The sequence below is a fragment of the Paenibacillus massiliensis subsp. panacisoli DSM 21345 genome, from assembly GCF_000426545.1.
Lineage (GTDB): Bacteria > Bacillota > Bacilli > Paenibacillales > Paenibacillaceae > Paenibacillus > Paenibacillus panacisoli.
Map to the genome: position 1 here is coordinate 110,809 of NZ_KE384536.1, position 26,906 is coordinate 137,714.

21 protein-coding genes are annotated in these 26,906 nt (G+C 50.5%); 14 read left to right on the forward strand and 7 right to left on the reverse strand.

What is annotated here, in order from left to right:
* Positions 1-119 precede the first annotated feature (119 nt).
* The 6 genes from K331_RS0127580 (at position 120) to udk (ending at position 5,440) form a co-directional block, all read left to right on the forward strand.
* Positions 120-1,580 carry an efflux RND transporter periplasmic adaptor subunit gene (locus K331_RS0127580; RefSeq protein ID WP_028592823.1) on the forward strand — a complete coding sequence of 487 codons (1,461 nt, stop codon included), beginning with the start codon at positions 120-122 and terminating at the stop codon, positions 1,578-1,580.
* The gene (locus tag K331_RS0127585) at positions 1,577-2,296 is read left to right on the forward strand and encodes an ABC transporter ATP-binding protein (RefSeq protein WP_028592824.1); all 720 of its coding nucleotides are present in this window, start codon (positions 1,577-1,579) and stop codon (positions 2,294-2,296) included. The genes K331_RS0127580 and K331_RS0127585 overlap by 4 nt, the downstream gene beginning before the upstream one ends.
* Positions 2,293-3,504 (forward strand): ABC transporter permease, encoded by a 1,212-nt coding sequence (locus tag K331_RS0127590; RefSeq protein ID WP_028592825.1) that lies wholly within the window; start codon positions 2,293-2,295, stop codon positions 3,502-3,504. Before K331_RS0127585 ends, K331_RS0127590 begins: the two co-directional genes overlap by 4 nt.
* 238 nt (positions 3,505-3,742) lie before the next feature.
* Positions 3,743-3,994 (forward strand): hypothetical protein, encoded by a 252-nt coding sequence (locus K331_RS0127595; RefSeq protein ID WP_028592826.1) that lies wholly within the window; start codon positions 3,743-3,745, stop codon positions 3,992-3,994.
* Between the two features lie 220 nt (positions 3,995-4,214).
* The gene (locus K331_RS0127600; RefSeq protein ID WP_156897731.1) at positions 4,215-4,601 is read left to right on the forward strand and encodes a hypothetical protein; all 387 of its coding nucleotides are present in this window, start codon (positions 4,215-4,217) and stop codon (positions 4,599-4,601) included.
* Positions 4,602-4,807: 206 nt separating this feature from the next.
* The gene (gene udk / locus K331_RS0127605) at positions 4,808-5,440 is read left to right on the forward strand and encodes a uridine kinase (RefSeq protein ID WP_028592828.1); all 633 of its coding nucleotides are present in this window, start codon (positions 4,808-4,810) and stop codon (positions 5,438-5,440) included.
* 293 nt (positions 5,441-5,733) lie between these two features.
* On the opposite strand, the gene K331_RS0127610 is transcribed toward udk, so the two are convergent.
* The 3 genes from K331_RS0127610 to K331_RS30755 form a co-directional block, all read right to left on the reverse strand.
* On the reverse strand, positions 5,734-6,849 hold the full coding sequence (locus K331_RS0127610) for a glycoside hydrolase family 88 protein (RefSeq protein WP_028592829.1): 1,116 nt from the start codon (positions 6,847-6,849) through the stop codon (positions 5,734-5,736).
* A gap of 84 nt (positions 6,850-6,933) precedes the next feature.
* Complete coding sequence (locus tag K331_RS0127615) at positions 6,934-8,832, reverse strand: glycosyl hydrolase (RefSeq protein WP_156897732.1); 1,899 nt, start codon at positions 8,830-8,832, stop codon at positions 6,934-6,936.
* 273 nt (positions 8,833-9,105) lie between these two features.
* A complete protein-coding gene (locus K331_RS30755; protein ID WP_051290080.1) occupies positions 9,106-11,091 on the reverse strand; it encodes a heparinase II/III family protein in 1,986 nt (661 codons plus the stop codon).
* A 417-nt stretch (positions 11,092-11,508) separates the two neighbouring features.
* Between K331_RS30755 and K331_RS0127625 the strand changes: the two genes are divergently transcribed.
* The 5 genes from K331_RS0127625 (at position 11,509) to K331_RS0127645 (ending at position 18,472) form a co-directional block, all read left to right on the forward strand.
* Positions 11,509-12,462: a carbohydrate ABC transporter permease gene (locus K331_RS0127625; protein WP_028592831.1), complete on the forward strand. Its 954-nt coding sequence runs from the start codon at positions 11,509-11,511 to the stop codon at positions 12,460-12,462.
* Positions 12,463-12,489: 27 nt separating this feature from the next.
* The gene (locus K331_RS0127630) at positions 12,490-13,329 is read left to right on the forward strand and encodes a carbohydrate ABC transporter permease (protein WP_028592832.1); all 840 of its coding nucleotides are present in this window, start codon (positions 12,490-12,492) and stop codon (positions 13,327-13,329) included.
* A gap of 152 nt (positions 13,330-13,481) precedes the next feature.
* The gene (locus K331_RS0127635) at positions 13,482-14,822 is read left to right on the forward strand and encodes an ABC transporter substrate-binding protein (RefSeq protein WP_036636059.1); all 1,341 of its coding nucleotides are present in this window, start codon (positions 13,482-13,484) and stop codon (positions 14,820-14,822) included.
* A 283-nt stretch (positions 14,823-15,105) separates the two neighbouring features.
* The gene (locus K331_RS0127640; RefSeq protein WP_028592834.1) at positions 15,106-16,896 is read left to right on the forward strand and encodes a sensor histidine kinase; all 1,791 of its coding nucleotides are present in this window, start codon (positions 15,106-15,108) and stop codon (positions 16,894-16,896) included.
* Complete coding sequence (locus tag K331_RS0127645; protein WP_028592835.1) at positions 16,874-18,472, forward strand: helix-turn-helix domain-containing protein; 1,599 nt, start codon at positions 16,874-16,876, stop codon at positions 18,470-18,472. Before K331_RS0127640 ends, K331_RS0127645 begins: the two co-directional genes overlap by 23 nt.
* 5 nt (positions 18,473-18,477) lie before the next feature.
* Here the strand turns inward: K331_RS0127645 and K331_RS0127650 are convergent, their stop codons facing one another.
* On the reverse strand, positions 18,478-19,896 hold the full coding sequence (locus K331_RS0127650; RefSeq protein ID WP_028592836.1) for a flavin-containing monooxygenase: 1,419 nt from the start codon (positions 19,894-19,896) through the stop codon (positions 18,478-18,480).
* A 311-nt stretch (positions 19,897-20,207) separates the two neighbouring features.
* Entirely contained in the window at positions 20,208-21,275 is a 1,068-nt protein-coding gene (locus K331_RS0127655; protein ID WP_028592837.1) for a chymotrypsin family serine protease, read from the reverse strand.
* 216 nt (positions 21,276-21,491) lie between these two features.
* Between K331_RS0127655 and K331_RS0127660 the strand changes: the two genes are divergently transcribed.
* From K331_RS0127660 to hxlB, 3 genes are all read left to right on the forward strand, one after another.
* The gene (locus K331_RS0127660) at positions 21,492-21,824 is read left to right on the forward strand and encodes a winged helix-turn-helix transcriptional regulator (RefSeq protein WP_018887012.1); all 333 of its coding nucleotides are present in this window, start codon (positions 21,492-21,494) and stop codon (positions 21,822-21,824) included.
* A 448-nt stretch (positions 21,825-22,272) separates the two neighbouring features.
* Complete coding sequence (gene hxlA, locus K331_RS0127665; RefSeq protein WP_028592838.1) at positions 22,273-22,908, forward strand: 3-hexulose-6-phosphate synthase; 636 nt, start codon at positions 22,273-22,275, stop codon at positions 22,906-22,908.
* 4 nt (positions 22,909-22,912) lie between these two features.
* A complete protein-coding gene (gene hxlB / locus K331_RS0127670) occupies positions 22,913-23,470 on the forward strand; it encodes a 6-phospho-3-hexuloisomerase (protein WP_028592839.1) in 558 nt (185 codons plus the stop codon).
* A gap of 230 nt (positions 23,471-23,700) precedes the next feature.
* Here the strand turns inward: hxlB and K331_RS0127675 are convergent, their stop codons facing one another.
* Together K331_RS0127675 and K331_RS0127680 are read right to left on the reverse strand one after the other, a co-directional pair.
* Complete coding sequence (locus K331_RS0127675) at positions 23,701-24,486, reverse strand: methyl-accepting chemotaxis protein (RefSeq protein ID WP_051290090.1); 786 nt, start codon at positions 24,484-24,486, stop codon at positions 23,701-23,703.
* A gap of 448 nt (positions 24,487-24,934) precedes the next feature.
* Positions 24,935-26,851, reverse strand: coding sequence for a beta-glucoside-specific PTS transporter subunit IIABC (locus K331_RS0127680; protein ID WP_028592841.1), 1,917 nt, complete (start codon positions 26,849-26,851; stop codon positions 24,935-24,937).
* Positions 26,852-26,906 lie beyond the last annotated feature (55 nt).

Consider the following 26,906-nt stretch of genomic DNA (forward strand, 5'->3'; position numbering starts at 1 on the left):
ACGAGAACGATACAGAAGTAAAGCTCACAAAACTAACTAAGTCTATGCTTCCGAAGCGAGTTTTGTACGAAAGTATTCAGGAAGTAAAGCTCACAAAACTTTTAGGAGAGGAACCAGACATGTCAGAGAATCAAATGAACAACGCATTACAGCAGCTACGGAAGAAACGCCGGAAGAAATGGATCATCAGTGCCATCGTGGTACTAGCACTTGGTGGCGGTGGAGCCGCCGTATATAGCTCCATGGGCAAGTCTGATGAGCCAGCTATGATGGCCATTCCCAATGAATCCATTATTGTTGAACGCGGTGACATCACCGAGACCCTGTCTGTGACGGGAACGGTCAAAGCCTCCAAGGAAGTGAACTTGAACTTCAACAGCACCAGTACAGACAAGCTGGCTGAGGTCAATGTCAAGATCGGAGATCAGGTGAAGCAAGGACAGCTGCTAGGTCGGCTAAATGATACAGAAGCCAAGCTGCAGATTCAGAACGCCGAGGATGCCCTCCGCATGGCCCGCTCCAAGCTTGCGGATGCCACGAAGGGCCCGAAGGAGACCGAGGTGGAGCTGCAGGAAATGAACGTGCAGAAGGCTGCGAAGGCACTGGAGACCGCGAAGAGCAGCTATGAGCTGCAGGAGGCCGAGAATCAGCTCAAGACAGCCAAGAGCGACCTGGAGATGGCACGCAAGACCTACGAGGATCAAAAGTTCCTGAGCGATTCAGGAGCGATCTCCGCCAAGGAGATGACAGAGGCCGAGCAGGCCTGGGAGAAAGCCCAGGCCAGCTATGACACAACTGAGCTGCAGATGCGCAAGACTCGCGATCAGATCGAGAGCAGCATTGAGGATGCAGAGATGTCCTATCGCACAGCCCTGCTGGAGCTGAAGAAACTGAAAGATCCACCAGAGAAGGATACGCTTGAGAATCTGCAAATCGACATCAGCCGCGCTGAGACAGATCTGGAGCAGAAGCGCAGCGAGCTGAACAAGCTGCAGATTACGGCACCTTGGGACGGTGTCATCCTGAAGGTCAATGGTGATGTGGGCACGAGCCCGACAGCTCCATTCATCGTGATGAACAACTCCAACTCCAGTGACCTGAAGGTAGCGACCAAGATCAACCAGAGTGACATCGTGAAGGTGAAAACGGGACAAAAGGCCATTTTGACGACGACGGCTTATCCTGGCGAGGAATTCGAGGGAACCGTCACCTTCATCTCACCAGAAGTCTCTGCAGATGAGGGCGTGAATGCTTATGCCGCTGAGTTATCCATCACGAATTCGGACAACAAGCTGAAGACGGGGATGATTATGAATATTGCTGTTGAGCTCAGCAAGGTCGAGAATGTCCTGTTCGTACCCGTAACAGCCATCCAATCCGACGGAGGAGCAGACGGGGTCTATGTCGCCGCTGATCCATCCAATACGTCTGCCTATGAATTCAAGCCGGTAGAGCTGGGACTCTACACGACGGACCGTGTAGAATTAAAGTCGGGCGTAAATGAGGGAGATACGGTCGTCATCCCTGCACCAGGCGGCGCTGGCATGATGGATGGCTCGGCAGGAGCGGTCTTCCCATGAGTGCAGTAATGGAGATTCGAAATCTGAAGAAAATCTATCACGTGGGTGATCAGGAAATCCACGCGCTCAGGGACGTAAGTATGTCCATTCAAGAAGGGGAATTCGTAGCGGTCATGGGACCGTCCGGCTCCGGGAAATCCACGATGATGAATGTGATGGGCTGTCTGGATTCGCCTACATCCGGTGAATTCTATCTGGATGGATACTCCATTCTGGACGCGCGTGAATATGAGCTGGCACATATCCGCAATGAGAAGATCGGCTTCGTCTTCCAAAAGTTCCACCTGCTTCCCCGCTCGACAGCTCTTGCAAATGTGGAGCTGCCTCTGCTCTACGCGGGCGTGTCCGCCCGAGAGCGGCGTGAACGAGCCATTGAGGCGCTCGCGAGTGTCGGACTGGCCGAGCGAATGTACAATAAGCCCAATGAGCTATCTGGCGGACAGCAGCAGCGTGTCTCCATTGCCAGAGCGCTTGTCGCCAATCCCGTAATTCTGCTCGCTGATGAACCGACCGGAGCGCTGGATTCGCGGACAAGCCGCGAGATTATGGAGATTTTCCAGGATCTCAACGATCACGGGAAGACGATTATATTGGTCACGCATGATATTGAGGTGTCGGAGTACGCCAAGCGGCTGGTTCACTTTCGCGACGGGCAGATTGAACAGGATCATCCGGTAGAGAACCGGAGATTCGCGCGAAAGGAAGTGGTGGAGTGAGTTTCCTCGAGACGATTCGTGTAGCACTGAGCAGTCTGCGCAGTAATCTGCTCCGTACGATCCTGACGATGCTGGGGATCATCATCGGGATCGGTGCGGTGATTGCCATCATGGCCATTGGCCGTGGAACATCCGCCAGCATCACGAAGGAGATCAACGGACTAGGCAGTAATCTGCTCATGATCTATCCGTACGCACCCTTCGACGAGAACAACTGGATGACGATGGCCCAGCCCAAAAACTTCACCCTTGAAGATGCAAAGGGCATGGAGAAGCTTCCCTCTGTTGCTGATGTAGCGCCTAGTGCCATGAATTCAGCCAAAGCCTCCTGGAAGCGACAAGTCGTAGATGCTCAGGTTGAGGCTACTACCGAGTCCTTTTACCGTGTCAAAAAGCTCTCACTGAAGTACGGACGCACCTTCACCCATCACGAGGTGGACAATCGCATGAACGTTATCATCCTGGGCTCCGATGCAGCACAGTCGCTCTTCGGACAAGCAGCCTCTACCGCTGTAGGACAGACGATCCAGCTCAAGGATATTCCGTTCAAGGTGGTCGGTGTAATGAATCCAGCCAATAGCGCACGCAGCTATACGAACAATCAGGTCTACATTCCCCTTACGACAGGGATGAACATGTTCGGCCATATGAATATTCAGGAAATGAATGCCTCCGCTATCGCCTTCGACAAGATCGATCAGGCCAAGGAGGAGATTAGGCAGCTGCTGCGTAGCAGTCATAAGCTGAAGCCTGAGGAGCAAGATGACTTCCAGTTCATGACGCAATCAGAGATCATGCAAATGTCCTCTGGTGTCAACGATACGATGAATCTGCTGCTGCTTGGTGTGGCTGGTATTGCACTCGTCATCGGCGGGGTCGGCATTATGAACATCATGCTGGTATCCGTAACCGAGCGTACGCGGGAGATCGGTATCCGCAAGGCGATTGGAGCAAGGCGCAGCAATATTCTGACCCAATTCCTGACCGAGTCGGTCTTCATCAGTCTGATTGGCGGCTTGATTGGGATTGGTACCGGGATTGGCGCAGCCAAGATGCTGCAGAAGTTCGCGGGTATGCCGATTGAATTCTCGTATGAGCCAATTATCTATGCCTTTACCAGCTGTGTGCTGGTCGGAGTAGTCTTCGGCGTATATCCGGCACTTAAGGCTTCCAAGCTCAAGCCGATCGACGCGCTTCGTTATGAATAGGATGATATGCGGACTGATTCAGGCAGCAACATGATGAATGTCCACTTCGTGCAAACGAGCCTTAAAGATCACTCTTAAGCCTGATTTTTTATACTAAAATTAAGTACATACCGTCTCTTGGTAAAATGGAAGTACGACTGGCCATTTACACGGGGACGGTTTCTTGGCGTATAGGTCTTGTGTATACATGGATGTCTACAGAAATTTCAAATCTCTCAAAGATTGGAGGTCTATCATTATGAAAAAATATAGCTACAACGAAAATATCAATATGCTAGAGGTACATCCTGAATATGTTGAAGCAGGTATACAACATGCGGAGAAAAAAGGATATTCGTCGCTTCGTTTTATAAAATTGGATTATAGTAATTCAGATACAGCCTACACTTTGGACTTAACACCTTTAAGGGAAAAGGACTTTATTGAGTCAATCTCCATCTCAGATACTTTCAAAATTGCAAAATATGATATTGAAGCTCTCTATACGTAAGAACCTGAAGAAGTTAACCTGTGAGAATAAGAACATTGTTTTTGATTATTCCAGATTCAACAATCTTGAGGAGCTATACGTTCATTATCATAAGAAAAGCCAACATTTCTCCACACTGAGCAGCTTGAAGGTTCTAATGCTACACTCTTTTTCTGATCAAGATTGCTCAGCACTCCGTGAATTCAAGAGGTTGGAGAAGCTCTTTCTAACAGGAGCATCTGTGGAGAATTTAGACGGCTTGGAAGGCTTAGTGAACTTGCAAGTATTTAAATTAAGCTATAGCTCAAAGGTTTCTGATGTGACCCCTGCTTTTAAAATTCCCAAGCTAAGCTTGCTCCATATAGAAAAGTGTAAAAATATAAGGGATATCTCTTTGTCTGAGGACAATCATTCGATAGAGGATCTGTTTGTATCCGAGGTAGACTCTCTATCCTTTATCTCGCAAATGAAAGGACTACAAAAGTTGAAATTCTGGAGCCTGAAAGATGGACAGCTAGCTCCCATTATCCAAAAAAATCCCCCTTTAGATGAAGTGGACTTCTATCCCAACAAGAGACACTACAGTCATACGAAAGAGGAAATCAATGAAATATTGAAAGGCAAGTAAGTCTAACCTCCAAACTCCCGTTTACGGCACTATATACCGTGATATCGTGCACAAGTGATTCTTACAATCAGCTGTCTTGATGTGTAGGGTGCGCCAGATGGGTTAATCCTGAAATAACTTGCTTCAGTGCGTGAAAAAAAGTGCAGCTTGTGCTACAATACATGAATTGTACAGCCTATAACTTCAGGGGGGTTAATTGAATCACCATGCTCATTATTGGTATCGCCGGCGGCACCGGCTCTGGGAAGACCAGCGTTGCTCGTTCAGTTATTGACCGCCTGGGATCAGGGAAGGTTACCTTCATCTCTCAGGATAATTATTATAAAGACCAGCCTCACCTCAGCTTCGCGGAGCGCGAACGGACGAACTACGACCATCCCTTCGCTTTTGACAACGACTTGCTCATGGAGCACCTGACACAGCTTAAGCAGGGTGAGCCGGCTCACGCACCTATCTATGATTTTACTCGCCATGCACGCTCTACGGAGACGATCAAGCTGAAGCCTAACAACATTGTCATTCTGGAAGGGCTTCATGTGTTATCAGATGAGAAGCTCCGTACACTTCTCGATATCAAGGTATTCGTCGATACTGATCCTGATGTGCGGATTCTGCGTCGTGTACTCCGTGATATTGAGGAACGCGGGCGGACGATTCAATCCATTCATCAGCAATATCTGACTACCGTCAAGCCTATGCACGAGGCCTTCATCGAGCCTTCGAAGAAATATGCAGACCTGATTATTCCCGAGGGTGGGCAAAATGAAGTCGGCATTCAGCTGCTGTCCGTGCTGACCGAGAAGTATCTGACTGGTGATAAAAAGTGGCCTAGCGCCTAAACTGGTTCAACAAGCATAGTTTACTGCAATTTCCGTACAGAAGAGCTGTTTTCTCCTGATCTCTTCGCAGCATGTATCGTTCATTTCCTATTTTGGCTGTGACATACGAGCTGTGAGAGCAGGTAAAAGCATGCTCTTTTTCCTATTGGGATGCCAAGACCTTTACTTCCTAGTCAAAAGCCAAGTAGGATGACTATCCAAAGATGCCTAGACAAAAACAACGGATACTGCTTAATTAGCGTATCCATTGTTGTAGCGTTGATATATAGTTGGCAGCCTCTATTCGCTTGCCCTTACTTGCTGCTTAGACTGAAAAACCCTTCTTCACCACGCAGCTTCGCGAGTGCCTCTGCAAAGAAATAATCTCCGTAGATGATCGGCACGTTCAGGTACTTCTGCTCTGGGTAATGAACCGTCCCCTTCGTGATGATCCCTTCCTCATCTGCTGGTGAAGTATACTGCTCGTAGAGTCCCTTAAGGATTCTTTCAGCCGCTTCCTTATATTGCTTGCCCTTGGTCGAATAACGCGCCAGCTCCAGCAATCCACTTGCTACAATAGCAGACGCTGATGAATCCCAAGCGATTCGATGCTCCTCGGGAGCACGGAAGTCCCAATACGGCACGATATCATCGCCCAGCTCGGCCAGGAAGAAGTCTGCTGCTCCTTCGGCCACCTGAAGATCACGCGGATTCCGGGTCCAGCCATAAGAGAGCGCGAAGCCGTACACAGCCCAAGAGGTCCCTCTCGCCCATGCTGATCCCGGGGCGTAGCCCTGACCACCATGCTGAATTGGTGTCTGCCCTGGCAGGAACTCCATGACGTGGGAGATGGAGCCGTCACTGCGGACGAACTCGCTTGCGACCGTATCGGCATGAGCTACGGCAATCTCTGCGAATCTGGAGTCTCCGCTCTCCGCGGATGCCCAGTGCAGCAACGGTAGATTCATCATGCTGTCGATAATCGCAACATAACGGGTATCCATGAACGTAGATTCGAAGTTCCAGGCACGAATGAAGCGGCCGCTCAGATGAAAACGAGCCGAGAGAAGATTCGCCGCTAGCAGCGAGCGCCGTCTTGAGTCCTGCTCTCCAGTCAGTCCGTAGCTGGCTACTCCGCTCAGTAGCCAAATGAATCCAAGATCATGGTCCACAGCTTCTGTATCATGCAGGCACTCCTCCAATTGTCGCTCACAGCTTGCCAGTATAGGTAGCAGCTCATTACGTTGCTCTGAGCGATAGACGAGCCATAGCAGTCCGGGCCAGAAGCCCGCTGTCCACCAAGCTGCCTCGCGCTGGTCATAGGCCCCATCCAAGACAACATGCGGGAAGGAATCACTGATTCTTTGAGCCGTTCGCAGCGTACTATCTACTGTATGCTGCCAGGCAGCATCAATCCAAGTCGAAGTCAACTCTAATCACTCCTTAATTTGCTAATATAGTCAGCTCTCATAAGTCATCCTACTTGCCGTTAACTCTAACCATCCCACACGCTATCAACTCGTAGCGTTCTCAGCCAGCACGATCTGAAAGCTAATCTCGCGTCCACTCGCTTCGATGCGCGCCCATTTGAGCAATCCGTTTCGACAGGCAACGTTCTCCTCCTGGAGTTCAATTACCGCATGTGGGGTGTCACTTGTCACCGTCACCGCCGCACCTCTGAACTCATTGGTAATTGTCTGGCCTTCAAGGCGAATATGGCTATGCTCCTGTCCGTCGAAGTGCATTAGCGGTATGATAGCGCCGATAGCTTCAACTTCTCCACTCACTTCATAGGTCACGGTAATGCGTCCTGGCTCCTGTCTGTAGCGAGTCAGTACCTCGGATACGCCCTTGAATGGACCGCTCCAGGAGAGCTCCAGCTCACTGAACTGCTCACCAGCTGCTTCATGCTTCACTTGAACGGCGCCCCCACCGTCCGCGGGATCAATGCCCACGTCCCGATCAAACGGGCTGGAGCCTTCCAGACCCTCTGCCAGACTGTGCCACTGTCCATCCAAGGTTCGCCAAGCTGGAGCGTAGCTGATGGGAAGAATTTCCCCCTCTCCGTATTCAGTGAAGCCGCTATCCTTATGTCCCGGTGCAGCCGGACCGATCAGCTCAGGAAGCTGCTGATGCTGGATACGGACGATACCTGGAATATGATAGGGATCATTGAGCGAGGTCTGGATGACCATCTGTTGTCCAGGCACCGCAGCCAGGATCGTCTGGAACCAGCCATCCCCGACGAGCACGCGGCTGCCAAGCTCTGCAGGTATAGGCCGCTCCGGCACATCCACGCCGTCATGCAGGATCGTGTAAGCCAAGGCCGCGGTCGTCCATAGGTTGTAGCAGGTGTGATTGCTGTACACCTCGAAGCCATGCCGTGCCTCTGGTTCGTAATAGTTGCGGACGATGCGCAAATTCCCCTCAGGTGTAACCCAGCGTCCAATCGCATCCCAGCATAATGCGGCAGCTCTGCGGAAGGCTCCAGCCAAGGCCACATCTCCCGCTTCGTAGGCAGCTTGAGCCGATGTCGTGAAGGTGAAGGCCGCCGCTGCTTCATTCCATTGATGCTGTCCGCTTCTTCCCCGCGGTGGGATCATGCCTTGTGGTGACAGCATGAGCAGTGAGCTGAAGGCTCCGCGGGCCAGATGCTTCTCCAGCTCCCCGAGACACTCCCCATGATAGCCGGCTCTCAGCATCGTACCAAGATGGTATCTCGTCGCAGCATCATAGGAGAAGGGGCTGTTCGGAAGATTAAGCGGACCATCCTGGTACAGTCCGAGTGCCGTGAAGCGTGGCAAGTGATAATTACGCAGATAGGTATCCATCCAGCCTGCCTCAGATGCCATTCCTTCCAGATAGCGAACATATTCGCCGGAGATCATAATGGCGTTCCAGTTAATCATCCGATTCGGATTCTTCATATGGCTCATGGTGAACCGATAGTACTCCTCTGGCTGAATCTGTTGCAGTTGCTCATGCCAATGAGCTGCACGCTCAGGCAGCCGTGTCTTGAGCAGTCGGTAAGCCCCCATAATCATGACTGGAAAGAAATCGGGGTGCTCGTCGGGAGCGGTGCGAGTCACCACGCTCTGGATGCTGCTCTCCAGTGCCGAGGCTGCGGATTCCAGCAGCTCTGTTCTCCCCTCATTTACTAGCACTGCCGCGGCAAGTGCATAACAAGGCGTAGAGTAGTATCGCTCCTGATCCGAATAGGGGTCAATAACAGCCCCGTGCTGATCCTGGTGCCGCTTATAGGCGTTGACCAAGCCTTCAAGTAATGCCAGCTTCCGCTGACGATCCCAGCCACTGGATACAGACTCCTCAGTCGAGGATAGTGCTGTGAGGTATTCCTGCGCCTGGACTGACCATGGGTAATCCTCTCGGGTAACTTCTGTCACATGCTTCATCGTCATAACCGCTCCTTCGTGAGCTTTTTGTTGCTTTGCATGGCACCATGCAAAGGGTGGTGATACTTATCTGCTTGGGCAAAAAGTTGTATACTTATCTATTTGCTTTATCTATTTACCTTTTCTATCTCGTCTTCAATATTTGCATTGTTGAAATATTCATTGGTAATACATAGGATTCACGCTGGCGAGTCTGGGTCCAAGCTGATCGTCATGCACTAATCGTCATGCACCAATTGCCAGGTCCAGGCTCAATCATCCGCTGCAAATCGCTCAAATCGCCCGAATCGTCATATTCATCTCCCAAGTCTCAACCATCGGCTGCCCTGATCTTGCCGGGTCAGCAGGCCCGCTTACTCCACTCCTTGTTATGGCAGTAACGTAGAAGGTAAAGAGCCGCCCGTCATGATCCAGATGCGCTACCGGGGTAACCTCCACCTTGGATTGCTCTCCATCATAAGTGAGTTCAACCTCTGCCTTGCTTCCTGTCCAGCATATGCTGCTAGCAGTCACTTCAGGCCGATGACAGCTAATGAATCGCTCTTCTACCTCCAGCGGTGCCGCAGAACCTGTATAGGTGAATACATCCCGAATCGTCAGTGAGGCCATTGCAGGGGGATGTTGCGGCCCCGACGCTGCATGTGAGGTGTATTTTCCCTGCTTGGTCAGGGCAGCATCATTTCCGTTCGCACCCGTAAGCACATCTCCCGAATCCGCACGATCTCCACGCCTCGTGTCAGGCTCTGCACATTTCCAATCCAGAGAGCGGATATACGATTGCAGCCCATCCACCTCGTATGCTGCCGTCAGATCTAATGCGATAGAGCTGCTACAGGGCTCATGCTGCACATTCAGGACGATGCTGGCTGCCTGCGTGCCCGAGTGCTGGACCTGTCCGTTAATGATGGGCACAGAATGATAACGTGACGATATATTCACAATCTCATCACGCTGGTCTGAGAAGTACGCCTTCGTGTACACGCCCGCTCCAAGGTCGCACAGGATGTTCTCTCCTCCAGCATGCACGGTCACATGGCCCAGATCGTTATGATTGTGTGGCTCGTCGTTGTGTCCCCCTTTGACGGCCATACCTGCAGTCAGTCTCTCGCCTTGCGAGTTCTCCAAGATACCTCTCGTAATAAGCCAGGCCAGCTCCGGCAAGTAATGGCTCTCTGTAGCCTGTGCCCGTCCCAGAGCCTCTTCCTTCGTCCACAGCAGGTTACGTGAGACGTGACACCATCTGTAGCAAGGATCCTCGCCAAAAGCCGGAACCGTGAGCGGGAGCGAATAACGATGCTGTATACGTACGGATAGTCTGGACAGCAACCCTGAAGGAAGAAGCTCGATCTCGCCACTATCCGAGAAGTTCGCGGATATACCATCAGCAAAGTGAATACGCTCAGGGAACAAGGCAATCTCAGCAATCTTTGGTTGGCTTAATAGATCCAGCCTGCCATCCGTATATTCATATAGCAGATCGCCGAAATACACATAGTAACCGAACCCGTATACCCAATACCCCAGCCCTTCAGCACATCCGCCATCATGACCGTATCCGCTTACAAAGCAGGCCATTGATCCACACACTCTGCTCAATATCCGCTCTAGTCTGGCTCGATCCTGCACGAGCAGCAATGCGGCAATGCCCGCAGCTCCTGCGCAGACTGCCGCCCAGTTATGCGTCGCCTGCTCCCAGTGAAACGGGACAGGACCCTCGAAGGCTGGACGCAGCACCCTCCGGTCCACCTCATAACGAATTCTTCGAACCAGCTCAGGACTTAGCTGATCCTCCAACCAGACCGCAATCTCGGCCAGAGCCTGCGCTGTCTCTGCGGCCATCAGATCGACCGTCGTGCTGACACTGCTAATATCCTGGGTGGAGGATACATGCGCGGGAAGGCTCCAGGTGAATTCCTCACAAATGTCCCATAGCATATCCTCCAGCGGTGCGATCAGCTCTTCACTATTCTCCAACAAGCTGCTCAATGCCAGACTCGCCAGACGGCGTCTCCGTTCGAAGTAAGCCTCCTGATAGTTCGTCCGGTCACCCGTCTCAGCGAATAGCCGATACAGGGAGTAGGTCAGGCGAGGTGGCACGCTGTGGGCATCCTGGTGAGCCATTTCCCTGACTTCGTTCGTTAATGCTTGCAATACATCCGCTCTGCCTATCATCTCCCAGCGCTCTCTGTTCTTCATGACAGGGAACGAAGCGGGAGGTCCATCCTGCAGGGCCTGACGTATCTCGGCAGACGTGAACATGCATTCTTCCTCCTTAATCTTGAGGTTATGCCCCCATTATACTCGGCTTGTTCTTGCTGCAGATGGAACATATTTTTCTTTTCACAAAGCTTTTTGACTTATCTATAGAAGCTATTGCGTTCATTGCCATAAAAGCTACCGGTGTACACCATCTTCTGAGCTTGATTAGACCTTGATTTCTTGGCCCAAATGGGTCTATATCAAGCATCCTTCTATTCCTGCGGCGCACAGTCGCGCACAAAAATTCCAAAACTGAAAAATATATTTCATGTATGGACACCCCTCCCTGCCTACAATGTGGAGTATAGAGCAAGCGCTGAGCTGTCCCTGGCACAACACATTGGGACCAGGCACAGACGCTGCAGCGCAGATGCGTAATGAACTCATTTGCTAAATTCTATAGAGAGAGGGATGACTATGAAAGGGAATCGCAACACGGCCGCGGCAGAAACACAACAGACCGGATGGCGCAAAACAAAGGTCCGTTCAGCTGGTCAAAACGGCAAAGAAACACTCATGGGATATCTATTTGTCGGTCCGATGCTGGCTGGCTTATTCGTATTCACACTCATTCCGATTCTGGCTACAATCGTTCTGAGCTTGACGGACTGGAACTTCGTCGCCGGATTGGACAGGATCAAATTCGTGGGTCTGGACAACTTTATTAAATTAACGAAGGACCCGTTGTTCATTCAATCCTTAGTTAATAACCTGCTGCTCCTGATCGTCATTCCGGTCACCATGATTGTCTCGCTGGTGCTGGCCGTCGTACTGAACAAGCAGGTATTCCTGAAAGGGATGTTCAAGGTCATTTTCTTCATGCCTTACATCTCCAGCGTAGTAGCTGTAGCTATCGTATATCAAGTATTGTTCCACCCTTCCTACGGACCAGTGAACCAGTTCCTGATGTCCCTCGGAATGAGCAGCCCGCCGAAATGGCTTGCTGATCCGAACTTCGCTCTGATCTCAGTCATGATGATCAACGTCTGGACTAGTATCGGATTCTACATGATCCTCTATCTGGCAGGATTGCAGAACATTCCGAAGGACCTGTATGAGTCCGCTGATATTGATGGAGCCAATGCTTTCCACAAATTCAGATTCATTACGGTTCCTATGCTGTCACCAACATCGTTCTTCCTGCTGGTAACTGGTGTCATCTCTACATTCCGGATCTTCGATCTGATCAAGGTCCTCACCGAGGGCGGACCAGCTGGCTCCACCTCCGTAATGGTGTACTATCTCTACGACACAGCATTCGTGAATCTGAAGACCGGCTATGCTTCATCCATGGGGATTGTCCTGCTGCTCATGGTACTGGCGATTACGGGTATTCAATGGGTCGCACAGAAGAAATGGGTCAATTACTAATGAGGCTCCAAGGGAGGGAACATGTCTATGCTACAATCGATTAAAGGGCAGGCCGGCAAGCTGATCATGACCGTGATTATGCTGATTATCGGAATCATATTCCTGATGCCATTCATCTGGATGCTATCCACATCCTTCAAGATCGAAGCGGATGTCTTCAAATATCCAATCGAATGGATTCCGACGACCTGGAACGCCATTCAGAACTATTCACAGGTATGGGCCGGGAATTATCCCTTCGCTCTGTACTATTGGAACACCATTAAGGTAACGCTGCTCACGACGGCGATCTCGGTGATCGTGTCCAGTATGGCGGCTTATGGATTCTCCAAAATCCAGTTCCGTGGACGGGAGTTCCTCTTCCTGATCGTCCTGTCCACCTACATGATCCCGGCACAGGCGATTCTCGTACCACAGTTCATCCTGTACCGCTGGCTCGGCCTGTTCGACAGCCATCTGGGACTCATCATGCTGGGTAGCTTCAGTGTTATGGGGACGTTCATGCTGCGTCAGTTCTTCCTGGGGATTAATCAGGAGTTCATCGAGGCAGCCAAGATTGACGGTGCGGGCCATATTCGGATCTTCGCTCAGATTGCGTTCCCGCTCGTACGTCCATCCATTGCAACCTATGCAATCCTGCGTTTCATCTGGACGTGGAACGACTATCAGAATCCGCTGATCTTCCTGCGCTCCGACCATCTGTACACACTGCAGCTCGGTATTAATAAATTCGCCGATGCGTACGGGCAATATTACTCTCTGATTATGGCCGGGGCCGTATCCGCCATCATTCCACTGCTCATTATGTTCATCATCGGACAGAAGCAGGTTATTGAAGGCATCGCACTTGGCGGCGTTAAGGGATGACAACTTTAACAACGAATAAAGTTACATGAAGTCAAAATATTTTGCTTTTTAAAAAGATAGTTGCATGTCGCATGTCAGTGCAAATGATAGGATGATCAATGTAAGCGTTTCATCCATTATAAAGAAAGCATACACACAGGGAGGTTATATCCATGAAAAAACGGCGCTCTGTCTCCATCAGCCTTTGCGCGGTGCTGCTTCTCTCTCTATTACTGACTGCCTGCGGAGGCTCTTCGAATGAGCAAAGCTCCTCCGGGTCTGGTGAGGGTGGCAATGAACAAGTCACAATCAAATTTTTCCACTGGTACGATGACAAAATCGAGGGCTTCGACAAGCTAATTGCTGAATTCGAGAAGCAACATCCGAATATTAAAGTAGAATCCGTCGTAGGTGTTCTGAATGACGCCAATGAGACGATGAAGAAGATTGACCTTGCGATCGCCTCTGGCGAAGAGCTGGACGTTATGATTATGAACAACCCGACTGCTTATGCACAGCGTGCTGCGATTGACGTATTGGAGCCGCTCGATGAGTATCTGGAGAAGGACGGCCTGACCTTCAACGATGAATATCAAGTGGACACGGCCATTGATGGCAAGCACTATGCCTTCCCTGGTAAAGTCAATCAATACTTCGTCATGCTGAACAAAGACCAATTGGATGCAGCAGGCCTGCCTGTACCGACCGAATGGACTTGGGATGAGTATCTCGACTATGCCCAGAAGCTGACCAAGGGTGAAGGCCCTTCCAAGCAATACGGTACCTATTTCCACACATGGGTAGACTACTCCATGCTGCCACTGATGGGTCAACTGGAGAACAACAACGTAATCAAGTCTGACGGTACACCGAATGTAGACAACGACCTGTTCCGCCAAGGGCTCGCGATTCGTGATCGTGCTGCCAAGGAAGGCTCCGCTGTACCCTATGAGGATACTATTAGCCAGAAGCTGCACTATCGGAATGTATTCATGAACGGTCAAGCTAGCATGCTGATGATCGGTTCCTGGATGATTACAGAAGCAGCTGGTAACGGACCGATCAAGCAGAACTTCAAGACAGCCTTCGCTCCTTATCCGACAGCTAAAGCTGGCGATCCGATTGCCAGTAAGGCTGATGGTGATTTTGTAACTGTATATGCTAAATCCAAGCACAAGGAAGAAGCCTACACCTTCGCAAAATGGTTCACTACAGAAGGTATGGAGCTGCAAGGTAAATACCTGAACGGCTGGGCTAAATCGGACTCCCAGGCTCTGATTGACAAGATGACCTCTGGTCCTGATGCAGAGAAGCTGATCGACAAGGAATCCCTGCTGCACGTACTGGATGCCACACAACTGGCTAAAATGTACATCTCCGTACCTTATCAAGAAGAGCTGGATAAAGCCCTGATGAACGAAATGGAGAAAATGCTGCTGGGTGCCCAGGATCTGGACACAGCCGTCACCAATGCGCAGACCAACATTAAGAACCTGATTAGCGCGAATCAATAGCGCACTACATCTTCATAGCTTCATCCCACGGATTAGGACCCGCTTATGCGGTGTCCTAATTCCTTGCATTCAGCCAATATTCCATTCTGACCTCTCAAGTACAGTGCCATGAATGCTAGAATTGTCTAGAGACTTGCTTTTCGAAGTGCTCTGCATCGTAATTCACAGGCGGAATATCAGCCTTCTATGGCCCCTTACAAAAAATTTGGGGTGCATGCCTTTTGGAAGCGCTTTATAATAAAAATAGGAAATGATGCCGAACTACCTGAAGAGGATGAACAATATGCTTCGATATATTCGCAACTCCAAGCTGAGACACCAGATTATTTTGACCTCGTTAATATGCCTGATCATTCCCTTTGGGTTTGTCGTCTATATCAGCGGTATGTTCACCAACAATCTGATCAAGGAGCAGGCTGTGACGAATGCCTCCGAATCGCTCAAGCTCGTCAAGCTGCAGCTTCAGAACACCATACAGGGTCTGTTCAGCATTGCCAATCATCTGGAGTTCGACAGTAGCATCACCCCTTTTTTGAAGAGCGGCAATTACAAGGATACCTTCTATCGCGGCACCTATAATGTTACCGAACGGATCAACTCGCTGACGCATGACAAGGATGGGGTATTCGTGACCGTGCTCACGCCAGATCAACGCTTCTATACCAATTATCTGCTCATGAACCAGTTCACTCCTCTCCAATTCATGGAGGAGCCGTGGTTCGAGACGATGGACCAGTTGCCTGCCTATCAGAACAAATGGCTGGGTATTCAGCCCAACTATGTAGAGAATCAACAGGAGCGTAATCCCCAGGTCATTACCTTCGTGCGTACGCTCCGTACATCGGGCACACGCCCCTACGCGTACCTCGTCGTCAGCATTTCGGAGAAACGAATCTCCGAGCTCTTCGAGGCCTACAAGGAGCAGACGATTCTACTCGTAGATGACCACGGTCGAATTCTGGCCGGACAGGAGGGTGTGGGTGAGACCTTCCCACATCTGAATGTTATGAATGAGCACAGTGCCAAGGAATCACCCGTGATCTCCATTGATGGCGTCTCCTATCTGTATGCCATGGAGAAAATGCCCTATGAGAACTGGTCGATCGTCAGTCTTATTCCTTATGATGACGCGGTGTCCAAAGCGAACCGGATTTACTGGATTAATTTCCTGTGGCAGGTTGGGTTCATGGTCCTGTTCGTCACGATTCTGATCTACCTACTGCGCCAGTTCACCAAGCCGCTTGTCGCGCTGAGTCGGGTTGCTGCCAGTATCGAAGCAGACCGCCTCTCCGTGCGCTCGGGCATTCGCGGGGAGAATGAGGTAGGCATGCTGGCCAAATCCTTTGATAAAATGCTGGACCGCGTAGAAGGAATGGTAGAGGAAATCACGACAGAGCAAGAGAACAAGCGCAAGGCTGAGCTATCCATGCTGCAAGCCCAGATTCACCCGCATTTTCTGTTCAATATTCTCAATTCGATCCGTATGAAAATATGGCTGAGAGGCGATCGGGAGAGCGCCGATCTGCTTAGCTCCCTGTCCAGGCTACTGCGCATGACGATCCAACGCCAGGACCGTATGGTACGACTTGATGAAGAGATCAGCATCAGTGTGGAATACATGGTGCTCATGCAGGTAACGCTGCGTGAACCATTCCACTACGAGACGGAGCTCGCTCCCGAGACGCTGGACGTCATGATGCCACGCTTTGTACTCCAGCCCATTATTGAGAATGCGCTCATCCATGGATTGGAGAAGGGTAGCGGCACAATCTGCATTACATCGGAAATACAAGAAGACCTCCTCATCGTCACTGTCTCAGACGACGGTCAGGGTATTCCTCCTGAGCAGCTGGAGGAGCTGAACCGGAATCTCAGGCTGGATACCAACACGCTCTCCGCGCAGCGTCAGGGCATGTCAGGGATCGGCATGAACAATGTGTACCACCGTCTGCAGCTTATCTATGGCAAGGACAGTGATATGAGAATTGATAGCTCACCGGGGGAAGGGACATGTGTCCAACTCTACATTCCCTGGAAAGGATGGGATACGTATGATGAAAGCACTGCTGGCTGATGATCATTACCCTGTGTTGGAATTCCTGCAGCACTCGATTCCGTGGAAGGAGCTTGGTATCGAGATCATCGGCCTTTGCCACAATGGCAGCGAAGCTCTGGAATGCTGCGAGCAGACGCTGCCAGACATTCTCGTCACGGATATCGGCATGCCCAAGGTAGATGGATTGGCGCTCATTCGTCAGCTGAAGGAACGAAATCCTAAGCTGCAGACGATCATTCTCTCCTGCCACGATGAATTCCAGTACGCACAGCAAGCCGTATCCATCGGAGTAACCGCCTATATACTCAAGGAATCCATGCAGCCTGAGGAGATTACGACACAGCTGCGCAATATCGTGGACAAATTGCAGGGGGAACTGACCGAGCAGCAAAAGAAGCTGCAGATGCAACGCATCGTACACGAGACTCATTCCTTGTACAAAGCCGAATTCATGCGCAAATCCCTGCATAATCCCGTGATTAACGAGGCAGGTTGGACGCGTGAGCTGCAGGAGCTGGGCGTTCATATCCAAACGACACCTTACATGCCTGTGCTGCTATATCCTAACAACGCCCACTTGCTACAAAGACGGTTCCAGAATGGCACTCTCATGGGCTATGCTTTCGATAATGTCATCGAAGAGCTGATCGACCGCGCAGGGATCGGCGTGAGCTTCCAGTTCAGCCAGCAGGAGACACTGCTGCTATTTCCTTTCCCGAAGACTATTAAGCAGAACCAGTACGAGGTCGTACGTGGGCATCTAACCTCGCTGTTGAGTGCATTTCAGCGGCTGCACATCCGGATGTCAGCTGCCATGTCCGAGCCCTTCTCTTCCCCGGCGGAGTTACGTAAGGGGATGCAGGAGCTACTGGTTACAGACAATCAACGTTTCTATGCAGCAGAGGGAAGCATCTACAAGCGTACAAATTTTGCAACCTCGAGCGAGGATATCTTCAGTAGCTACCAGCAGGCGCTGGATGATATCAAACAGGTCATTGCTGTACAGGATCGCGATCGCTGCAGCAGTATCGTTCGCGAATGGACACAGTACATTCGGGATGGACGCTTCCAGGTCGATGCCGTGCGAGCCTTCCTGCTCAAGCTGTTGATGGATATCGAGGTCAAGTACAGCTCTCTTCTGCATTTCCACGGTCATTCCGCTGAGACGCTGCACAAGAAGCTCCTCCAGTTCAATACACTGGAGGAGCTGCAGGAATTCATTGACGGGTATGTACGCGACAAGATTACACTGGCAGAGTCCATTGCCCAGCAATCCAAGCGTCCCGTCATCCATGAAGCTCAGAAGTACGTCTCGGCACGGCTGCATGAGAAAATTAGCATGGAGGACGTTGCGAGGCATCTCGGCATGAACCCGAGCCATTTTAGCAGAATCTATAAGAGCGAGACGGGCGAGACCTTCATTGAATATGTGACACGCATCAAGATGGAGCAGGCCAAGGAAGCCTTCGAGCAATCGGACATTACGACACAGCAGGTGGCTCAGTCACTGGGATATGACAATACCAGCTACTTCATCAAGCTGTTCCGCACACATACGGGGTACTCCCCCAAGGAATACCGATTTGGTCGCTAGCTAGACTATGCTCTTATTGGCCAGGCTCCGGTGAACTCCGGTTCGCTATATGCGAAGAAATCAGCCAGAATCTCCCCCTGGTCATCCAGGAAGAGCTGATCGCTCACGGCGCCGACCAGCTTGGGGATGGCAAAGCGCATGCCTGACAACGCCGAGGCCGACAAGCCACAGCTGATCAGCGCCGAATAGTTGAAGCTAAACAGACCATGTAGCCTGTCTTCCCCTTCCGGGGTTCGGCTGATGAAGGCAAAGCCCGGACTCAGATATGGGTGCAGATCCAATAGCTGGTTCGCTACCTCCTCTGGAGCCGTGTATCGGTCACCCCAGCGTGTAATAACTGGCTCCACACTTCTCAGCTCTGGGCGCAGTGCCGGGTCCGTCAGAAGTCCTGTGCTGATGATCAGATAATCAAATGTATCCACTCCCTTAGGCGTGGTAATGCGCACCCCAGCGTCGGTCTGTTCCACAGCCTCCCAAGGCGCACCAAGATGCAGGTGGAAGCCCGGCCAGGAGGATGCACGTTCGAAGGTATCATTCGTCGGGGGCTGATTATGCCTGAAGAAGTGTGACATTACTGCATACTTGTCGGCATCCCCGAGTACAGCGTAACGCTCGATCATCCCGGAAAGCTCCATCTGGCGGATAGGATTGATCCGTGGCAGCTCCCCGCGGCGTACGAACACATGAGCCTCAGCCACACCCTCACCAAGCGCATAGTTGGCATTGTCGAACGCAGACGCCCCGCCACCAAGGACAGCAATTTTCTTTCCCCGCAACGTATTGAAATCTATAGGCTGTGAGGTGTGGGCATACAGCTCAGAAGACAGCTGCTCCTTGATCATAGACGGGATGTGCCACTCTCCTCCGCCTTGTATGCCATTAGCCAGAATAACCTTGCGAGCCAGCAGCGTCTCGGCGGGAGCACCAGCACCGTCTACATGTAGACGATGAAGCCCACGTTCGAGTGGTTCAATCCAGGTCAGCCTGACCTCGTTGCGTACAGGTAGCTGGAGCACCTGACGATACCAACGCAGATAGCTCATCCAGTGCTGACGCGGAATTTTGTCCAGCTCCTCCCAGCCCTGAGTGCCCGTCTGAGCCTCCCACCATGCGCGGAAGGTCAGAGAAGGAATCCCGAGGTCGATCGAGGTGATATGCTTCGGTGTACGAAGCGTCATCATGCGGGCATAGGTCTCCCACGGTCCCTCCTGCCCCTCTGGATTGTCATCAATGACCAGAATATTCGCCACACGCTCTCGCAGCAGTCCAAATGCGATGCCCAAGCCGCTCTGACCACCACCCACTACAATAACATCGTAGACGTGCCCTTCCGGATGGCGATGCTCACGTACCCAATTTGCCCCACGGTAGGCCAGGTACCCAAGGTCTGTCCGCACACGCTCATTTAACGCTTCCACACTCATTTACTCCGCCCCCCATCAGTAGCTTCTTGTTCTAACCTAGTATTCAATGTTAGATAACATGTCATAATTATTGCGAATTTTATACAATATGTTATATTTTCTACTATGGATTAGCAATGAGCTGGAAGCTGAATTGTGTGTTGTACCAAAATAGAGTAGCGAAATTATTCATTATCCCTACCCGCACAATATTACGGTCACATTTGTTACATTATAATCGCATGACCTCATATCCCATCACTTCATTTATCTCATTATGCTATTCATTCCCGCATTAAGCTATTATTCCATGATCCCTCCGCCCTTCTACTTCAGGATTGCTCCACACATCGGAGCTTGGAAGGTCGGGTCATGCACAAGCTCTGCATTTCCTTCTTGCTCAGCTGCCGGGCATAGGCGGGATTTCCCTTTGTATGAATGCACTTGACCTTCGCTACTCCCTTCCCTGGTGGTCTCGCCACCTGCATTAGAAAGGCTCGCATGAACCAACTCACCGGATAGGCAATGGACAGCTTGCCATCGTCTGTGCCCGCATAATTCACAGCTGCCGCATAGTGATCTCGGCAGGTCAGCCAGACTGAACCCGAGTCTCCCGACAGAGAGACAGCACACTTACCCGCGATAATGGTCTGATCCCGGAAGGTAATGATGCCGAGTCCCTCTCCATAGCTGACCTGTACATCGGTATGGACAGAGTCGACCCTTCCAGACACCCTTCCCGTAGTGCGCCCTACCTTCACAAGGCGATCTCCGACTCGGTAAGATGTTACATAGCCCGGCAAGGTACCTACCGTCGCATAACTCGGGTTCAGAAGCTTGCTGCAAAAGGGCTTCGACAACGCGGCATCCATATAGTTCTTACCGCGACGCTTCAATCTTATGATGCGGTACAGTCTTCCAATCTGGTCTCTTCTGCTCCGCCCACCATCTGCGCCACCAGGCTGGATTGTTGCCACGCAGCGACGTGAATTCACAGGATCGGTTAGTACATGATTATTGCTGAGTAAATACCGATGCTCCTTGTCCGCTACAGGGACAACGATCAGTCCTGCGGTCCCGGAGCCATCAACCGTCCCCACGCTATAGCCTGCTGGAACTGGACGTATTCGGCTGCGATAGCAGGCATGCGCATTCAGTCTCGCGGCCTGAACCACCCGCACAGCATGACCTGACTTCTCCTGCTTCAATACCGTCGGCCCGAGGCTCATCCCTAATGAAGAGTAAGATACTCCTTTATGTGTATAAATAATGACAGCCGCTCCCTTGCTTGGCCGTGTGGGATCTGCATATCCGACCCCCACGGCCTGCACCAGGACGTTCTTCAATAATTTCGGGGCTAATCTTGTCTTCGACGCGAGTGCCTCTGCAAATGTCGCCAATCAGCTCACCCATTCTTATATTTGGACTCAGCATTTGACTGCTTAGATTTGTGGTAGTTATTTGATTGCGGCTGACTCAGATTCCTATTCAGGCAAAATGCTCAACACAGCATATTGGTCTAGCCAGAGAAATGCGTGGGCTCATGACTTGTTTTGCAGAACCTCGTACAGTCCGATACAATGAATGCAATAAGACAGGACGAAGGAGTAATGAGGATGGGAGATCAACAATTCAAAAGTGCGGTTGAACTAACGCTAAAGGTCATCGGCGGAAAATGGAAGCCAGTTATTTTGTGCCATCTGACAGATGGCACCAAGCGCTTTGGCGAGTTGCGCCGTGATATGCCGGGAATAACCCAGAAAATGCTGACCCAGCAGCTAAGGGAGCTGGAGGATGACGGGATTATCCATCGTAAGGTATACTCTCAGGTCCCGCCCAAAGTAGAATATTCTTTAACCGAATATGGCTCAAGTGTACGCGATCTGCTGGATGTCATGGCCGTGTGGGGAAGTCGTCATCAGCAGCATCTGGAGCATGCTCAGCCCTGAAGCGTATACCGTTCTGAAGCATGTACAGCTCTAAAATATGTATAGCTCTACAGCGTGTATAGTTCTACAGCATGTATAGTTCCACGGTACGTACAGTCATGAATCACTGACAGCTCTGAAAGCACGCACCGCCCTGAAGTACGTACAGCCTTGAGGTTTACACGTTTTGAGGCAAGTCAGCACAGCAGTCCCCCTGAATGGGTGGCCTGCTTTTTTGCGTTCACAGCATTGTAATATGAGGCCGGCAGCCTCTGAAGGAGCACAAACATACGGCTTCACGAGATATTTCAGTCCTCTATAGTTTCTTTTTGGTGACTACGTTACAAAATAGTGCGTACTTTCTTTATCACGGCTATGAACTTAAAATAATGTCCAAGCCGGTCAGGACTGCATTGGTCGCTGGCAGAACGGTAAACCTAAAGTACAAATAATGAAGGAGTGGACAAATATGAAATTGCAATTGGCTCTGGATCTGGTAGATATCCCACAAGGCATTGCTTTGATTCGTGAGGTTGAATCCTATATTGACGTCGTTGAGATTGGTACGCCAGTTATTATTAATGAAGGCCTGCACGCGGTGAAGGCTGTGAAGGAAGCATTTCCTGAACTGACTGTTCTCGCTGATCTGAAGGTCATGGACGCAGGTGGCTATGAGGTAATGAAGGCTTCTGAGGCAGGTGCTGGCATTGTTACCATTCTTGCTGCAGCTGAGGATGCGACGATTAAGGGTGCGGTCGAGGAAGCGCGTAAGCGTGGCGTAGAAATTCTGGTAGACATGATCGGTATTAAAAACCTGGAGCAACGTGCACGCGAAGTGGACGCACTCGGCGTCGATTATATTTGTGTTCATACCGGCTATGATTTGCAGGCTGAGGGTGAGAGCCCATTTGAAGGCCTGAAGACGGTGAAAAAGGCTGTTAGCCAAGCCAAAACTGCTGTAGCTGGCGGCATTAAAGAGCACACCCTGCAAGAGGTCATTGCAGCCAAGCCAGACCTCGTCATTGTTGGCGGTGGCATTACAGGTGTAGAGGACAAAGCAGCGGTAGCAAGCCGCATGCAGCAGCTGGTCCGCCAAGAGGCATAAGAGTATGCAGACACATGAGTATTTGGCACATATTATCTCCGAACTGGAGACCGCTCCCGGGCTCCTGAAGGATGGAGCAGCCGAGCCATTGGTAGAGGCCTTGCTGGGTGCCAAGCGAATCTTCTGTGCCGGGGCAGGTCGCTCCGGCTTCATGATGCGCTCACTGGCCATGCGACTCATGCATGCTGGTCAGCAGGCCTATGTCGTCGGGGAGACAACGACACCAGGAATCGGAGCGGGTGATCTCCTCCTGATTGGCTCCGGGTCAGGCGAGACGGCAGGTCTGGCTGCTATGGCGAACAAGGCCAAGGCACTCGGTGCCTCCGTTGCGCTCCTGACGACCGCTCCCAATTCACGAATTGGAGAGATGGCAGATATATCCATCCAGCTGCCAGGAGCACCCAAGGATAATAACGACAGTAGCCGTGTAACCATCCAGCCTATGGGCTCACTTTTCGAGCAATCCCTGTTGCTATGCGGAGATGCACTTATCCTTCGAATTATGGAGCTCACCCATCAGACTGGACAACGCATGTATGGCATGCATGCCAATCTGGAATAGGCAGAGCAAACTTTCCAGCTCCAAGACATAGAGCCCCACTCCCTATCACAGAAATATGGCTCAGGCAGATTACTTTGTCTCAAAGTATCCACCCTGTAGCTCATAGCTCACGTACTGGGGATGTGGGGCTCTTATCTTATCTTTTTCCTTCTTATCCTCTTCTGACTCAGATCCATTAACCACTTGCTCATTAACCCACTTTTGAGTTCTAAAGCACGCTTCTAAAGAGCTTACACCTGATAGGAGGTCAGATTATTGGCTACCTGCTGCAACGCTTCACTGCTCTTGTGCATCCGTTCGGTGATGTCGATAAAGGAAGATACCATCTTGGCTTGCTCTTGGGATGAGGTTACGACCTGTTCCAGCTCTTTCTCCATCTGACGGATCGACTCCTGTACATCGCGCAGCGCACCCTCAATATCGACAGTCGCTTTCTTGGACTCTACAGACAGCTTGCGTACCTCTTGGGCGACGATGCCGAAGCCTGCACCCGCTTCTCCTACACGTGCCGCTTCAATTGCTGCATTCAAGCCAAGCAGGTTCGTCTGCTCAGAGATTTCCTTGATGAACTCGGCTACTTTGTTAATTTTGGCGGAGTTCTGCACCGCCTGCTGGGTATTCTGCAGAATCTGCTCGCTAGTCGCCTGCAGCTCCTCGGAATGTGCGGCTACCTGCTGCACCATCTCAACCAGGTTCTCTGTGCTCTCACGGTTATTAGTAATGACCTTGTCCAGCTCATTCTGCATAGTGACATTGTAGCTGACAGCGAAGGCAGCAACAACCTCATTATTATCGTCAAAGATTGGGATATTGATCATATCGAGTGGTACGCCGAACAGATCCGCAGGAAGATGCACCAATGTAGCTTCTCGTCCATTCTTGAGAGACGCAAAGTTCTCAAAGCCTGGAGCCATAGGATCGCCTACATTGAAACCCAGTCGAATACCCTCTGATTCAAAGTAACCTAAAACATGAGTCCGATCAAAAACGGTAATGGTCACTTCTTCACGCATCATAGTTTTAAAATAAGGAATAGACTTCAGTATAGCTTCAACAATTTCCACGGGGAATAACCTACCTTTCGCTTATTACCTAAATAATTATTGTCCTCTCAATGAGTAATTTCATAATCTTTGCATAAAGATTGTATAAGATATATTGTCGGTAATTGTCGAAGAAAAAGTTACAGATTTTGCAGAAAACATAGCAAAAAATTTTATCGTGCTCAATAATCTGATTTTATTTGCTTTTGCAGAGCGGTTCCTCATGCTGTGGAGATGGCTGTAGATGGGTGAAAATAGGTGCAGATGGTACTGTAGATGGTATAGATAGGTGCCACATGACACTTCATCTTGCTATGTATCGTTATAGCCAAAGAGCAACCTCCTCCCGAGGCTGCCCTTTGACTAATCATGTTGTTGGATTGATGCGATCTATCTGGCATCCTCTATTCAACCTACGGGATTATCCCATAACCGTAAGGAGCTTATCCTTTTCTTTTACTGCAGTCGCCTCAACACCTACTACATCGAGGTAGTTGGAGGTATTTGCCACAATAATCGGTGTTACGGTCTCATAGCCCTCTTGCTTGATCGCCTCCAGATCGAATTCCACCAGAAGGTCTCCCACTTGAACACGATCGCCATCTTTTACGTGGGCTGTGAAATGCTTACCCTTCAGTTGAACCGTATCCTGACCAATATGGATCAGCATTTCCACACCATCATCACTAACCAGACCAATCGCATGCTTGGTACGGTATACAGTTTGTACAACCCCGTTCACAGGGGATACTACTCTACCGCTCGTCGGACGGATCGCAATCCCTTTACCCATATGCTCACCAGCAAAGGTGATATCATCAATGGATTTCAGATCCACGATTTCGCCTTCCATCGGGCTGTAGATGTCATGACGGACATTCGGATTAGGCTCCAGCTCTTTGGACTCTTGTACAGGAGCCGAAGTCGGCTCAGCCGGGTCCTTGAAGCCCACCACATAAGTCAGTACCAGACCGAGTACAAAAGCAATGCCTGCGGCAATAATGGCATAGTACATATTAGAAGTAACCCCAATAGTCTCACTAACGAATGCCGGCACTGCAAAGATTCCAAGTCCGCCGAGCATGTAAGCCTTGACTCCCATCAGACCCATGAAGCCCCCGGCGACAGCACTTGCAATACAGCTCATAATGAACGGCTTCTTCAGCGGCAGAGTCAGACCGTAGATGGCCGGTTCCGTCACACCGAATAGTCCCGAAATAAATGCAGGTACACTTAGCGTCTTCAGCTTGGAATTTCTAGACTTGATCATAACGGCCAATACAGCACCAATTTGAGCAAAGGAAGCCGCGAACATCATAGCAAGAAGTGGATCTTCTTTAATTTGGGACAGGTTAAGCAGCATGACTGGAACAAGGCCCCAGTGCAGACCGAAAATAACGAGAACCTGCCACAATCCACCCACCAAGAGACCTGTAATTGTCGGACTCAGGTTGTATACGCCTACGACACCAGCACCAATCAGTTGGCTGAGCCAAGTCGCTACTGGTCCAATTACGATGAACGTAATTGGAACTACAATCAGAACGCTAAAGAACGGAACAAGGAAGGTCTTTACAACATTCGGGATGATACGTCTCATCAGCCCTTCGACCTTCGTTGCGAAGTAAGTCGCAATGATAATCGGTACAACCGTCGATGAATAATCCATCAGAATGACTGGAATGCCAAGGAACGTCACATGAATCGGTGATTCAATGATAGTGCCCTGGAACAGCGTGTACAGCGGATCTCCAGCTCTTAGTCCAGCCAGTGTCGGATAGACCATGGAGGCCCCGATCGCCATACCCAGGAATGGATTACCGCCGAATTTCTTAATCGCGGTGTAACCAAGGAAGACTGGGAAGAAGTAGAACAAGCAATCCCCTGCTGCATTTAACAGCTGATACGTCCCTGAGGTCTGTTCAATCCAGCCGAAGGAGCTGAACATGGCATTGAAGCCCTTAATCATCCCTGTTGCGGCCAGTAGACCTAGCAATGGCGTGAACACGCCAGAGATAATATCAATAAAGCGGCTGAGCAGACTGCCCTTAGGGCCTTCTTCCTTCTCTGCCTCTACCTGACCCTCAGCACGAAGTCCACTTACCTTAATCAGCGCATTGTACACATCAGGTACCTCATTACCAATAACGACTTGATATTGGCCACCACTTTGCATAACCGTAATGACACCTGGCAACGCCTTGATCTCTTCTGTCTTGGCAATGCTCTCATCCTTCAGCTTGAAACGAAGCCGTGTTACACAGTGGAATACACTGTTTACGTTCTCCTTGCCCCCGACTCGGGACAGGACATCTTTCGCCAATTGATCGTATTTCATTGGAATGTCTCCCTCTTTTTTTGTTTGTAGTATTACCTTGAGCTTCAAAAAAAAC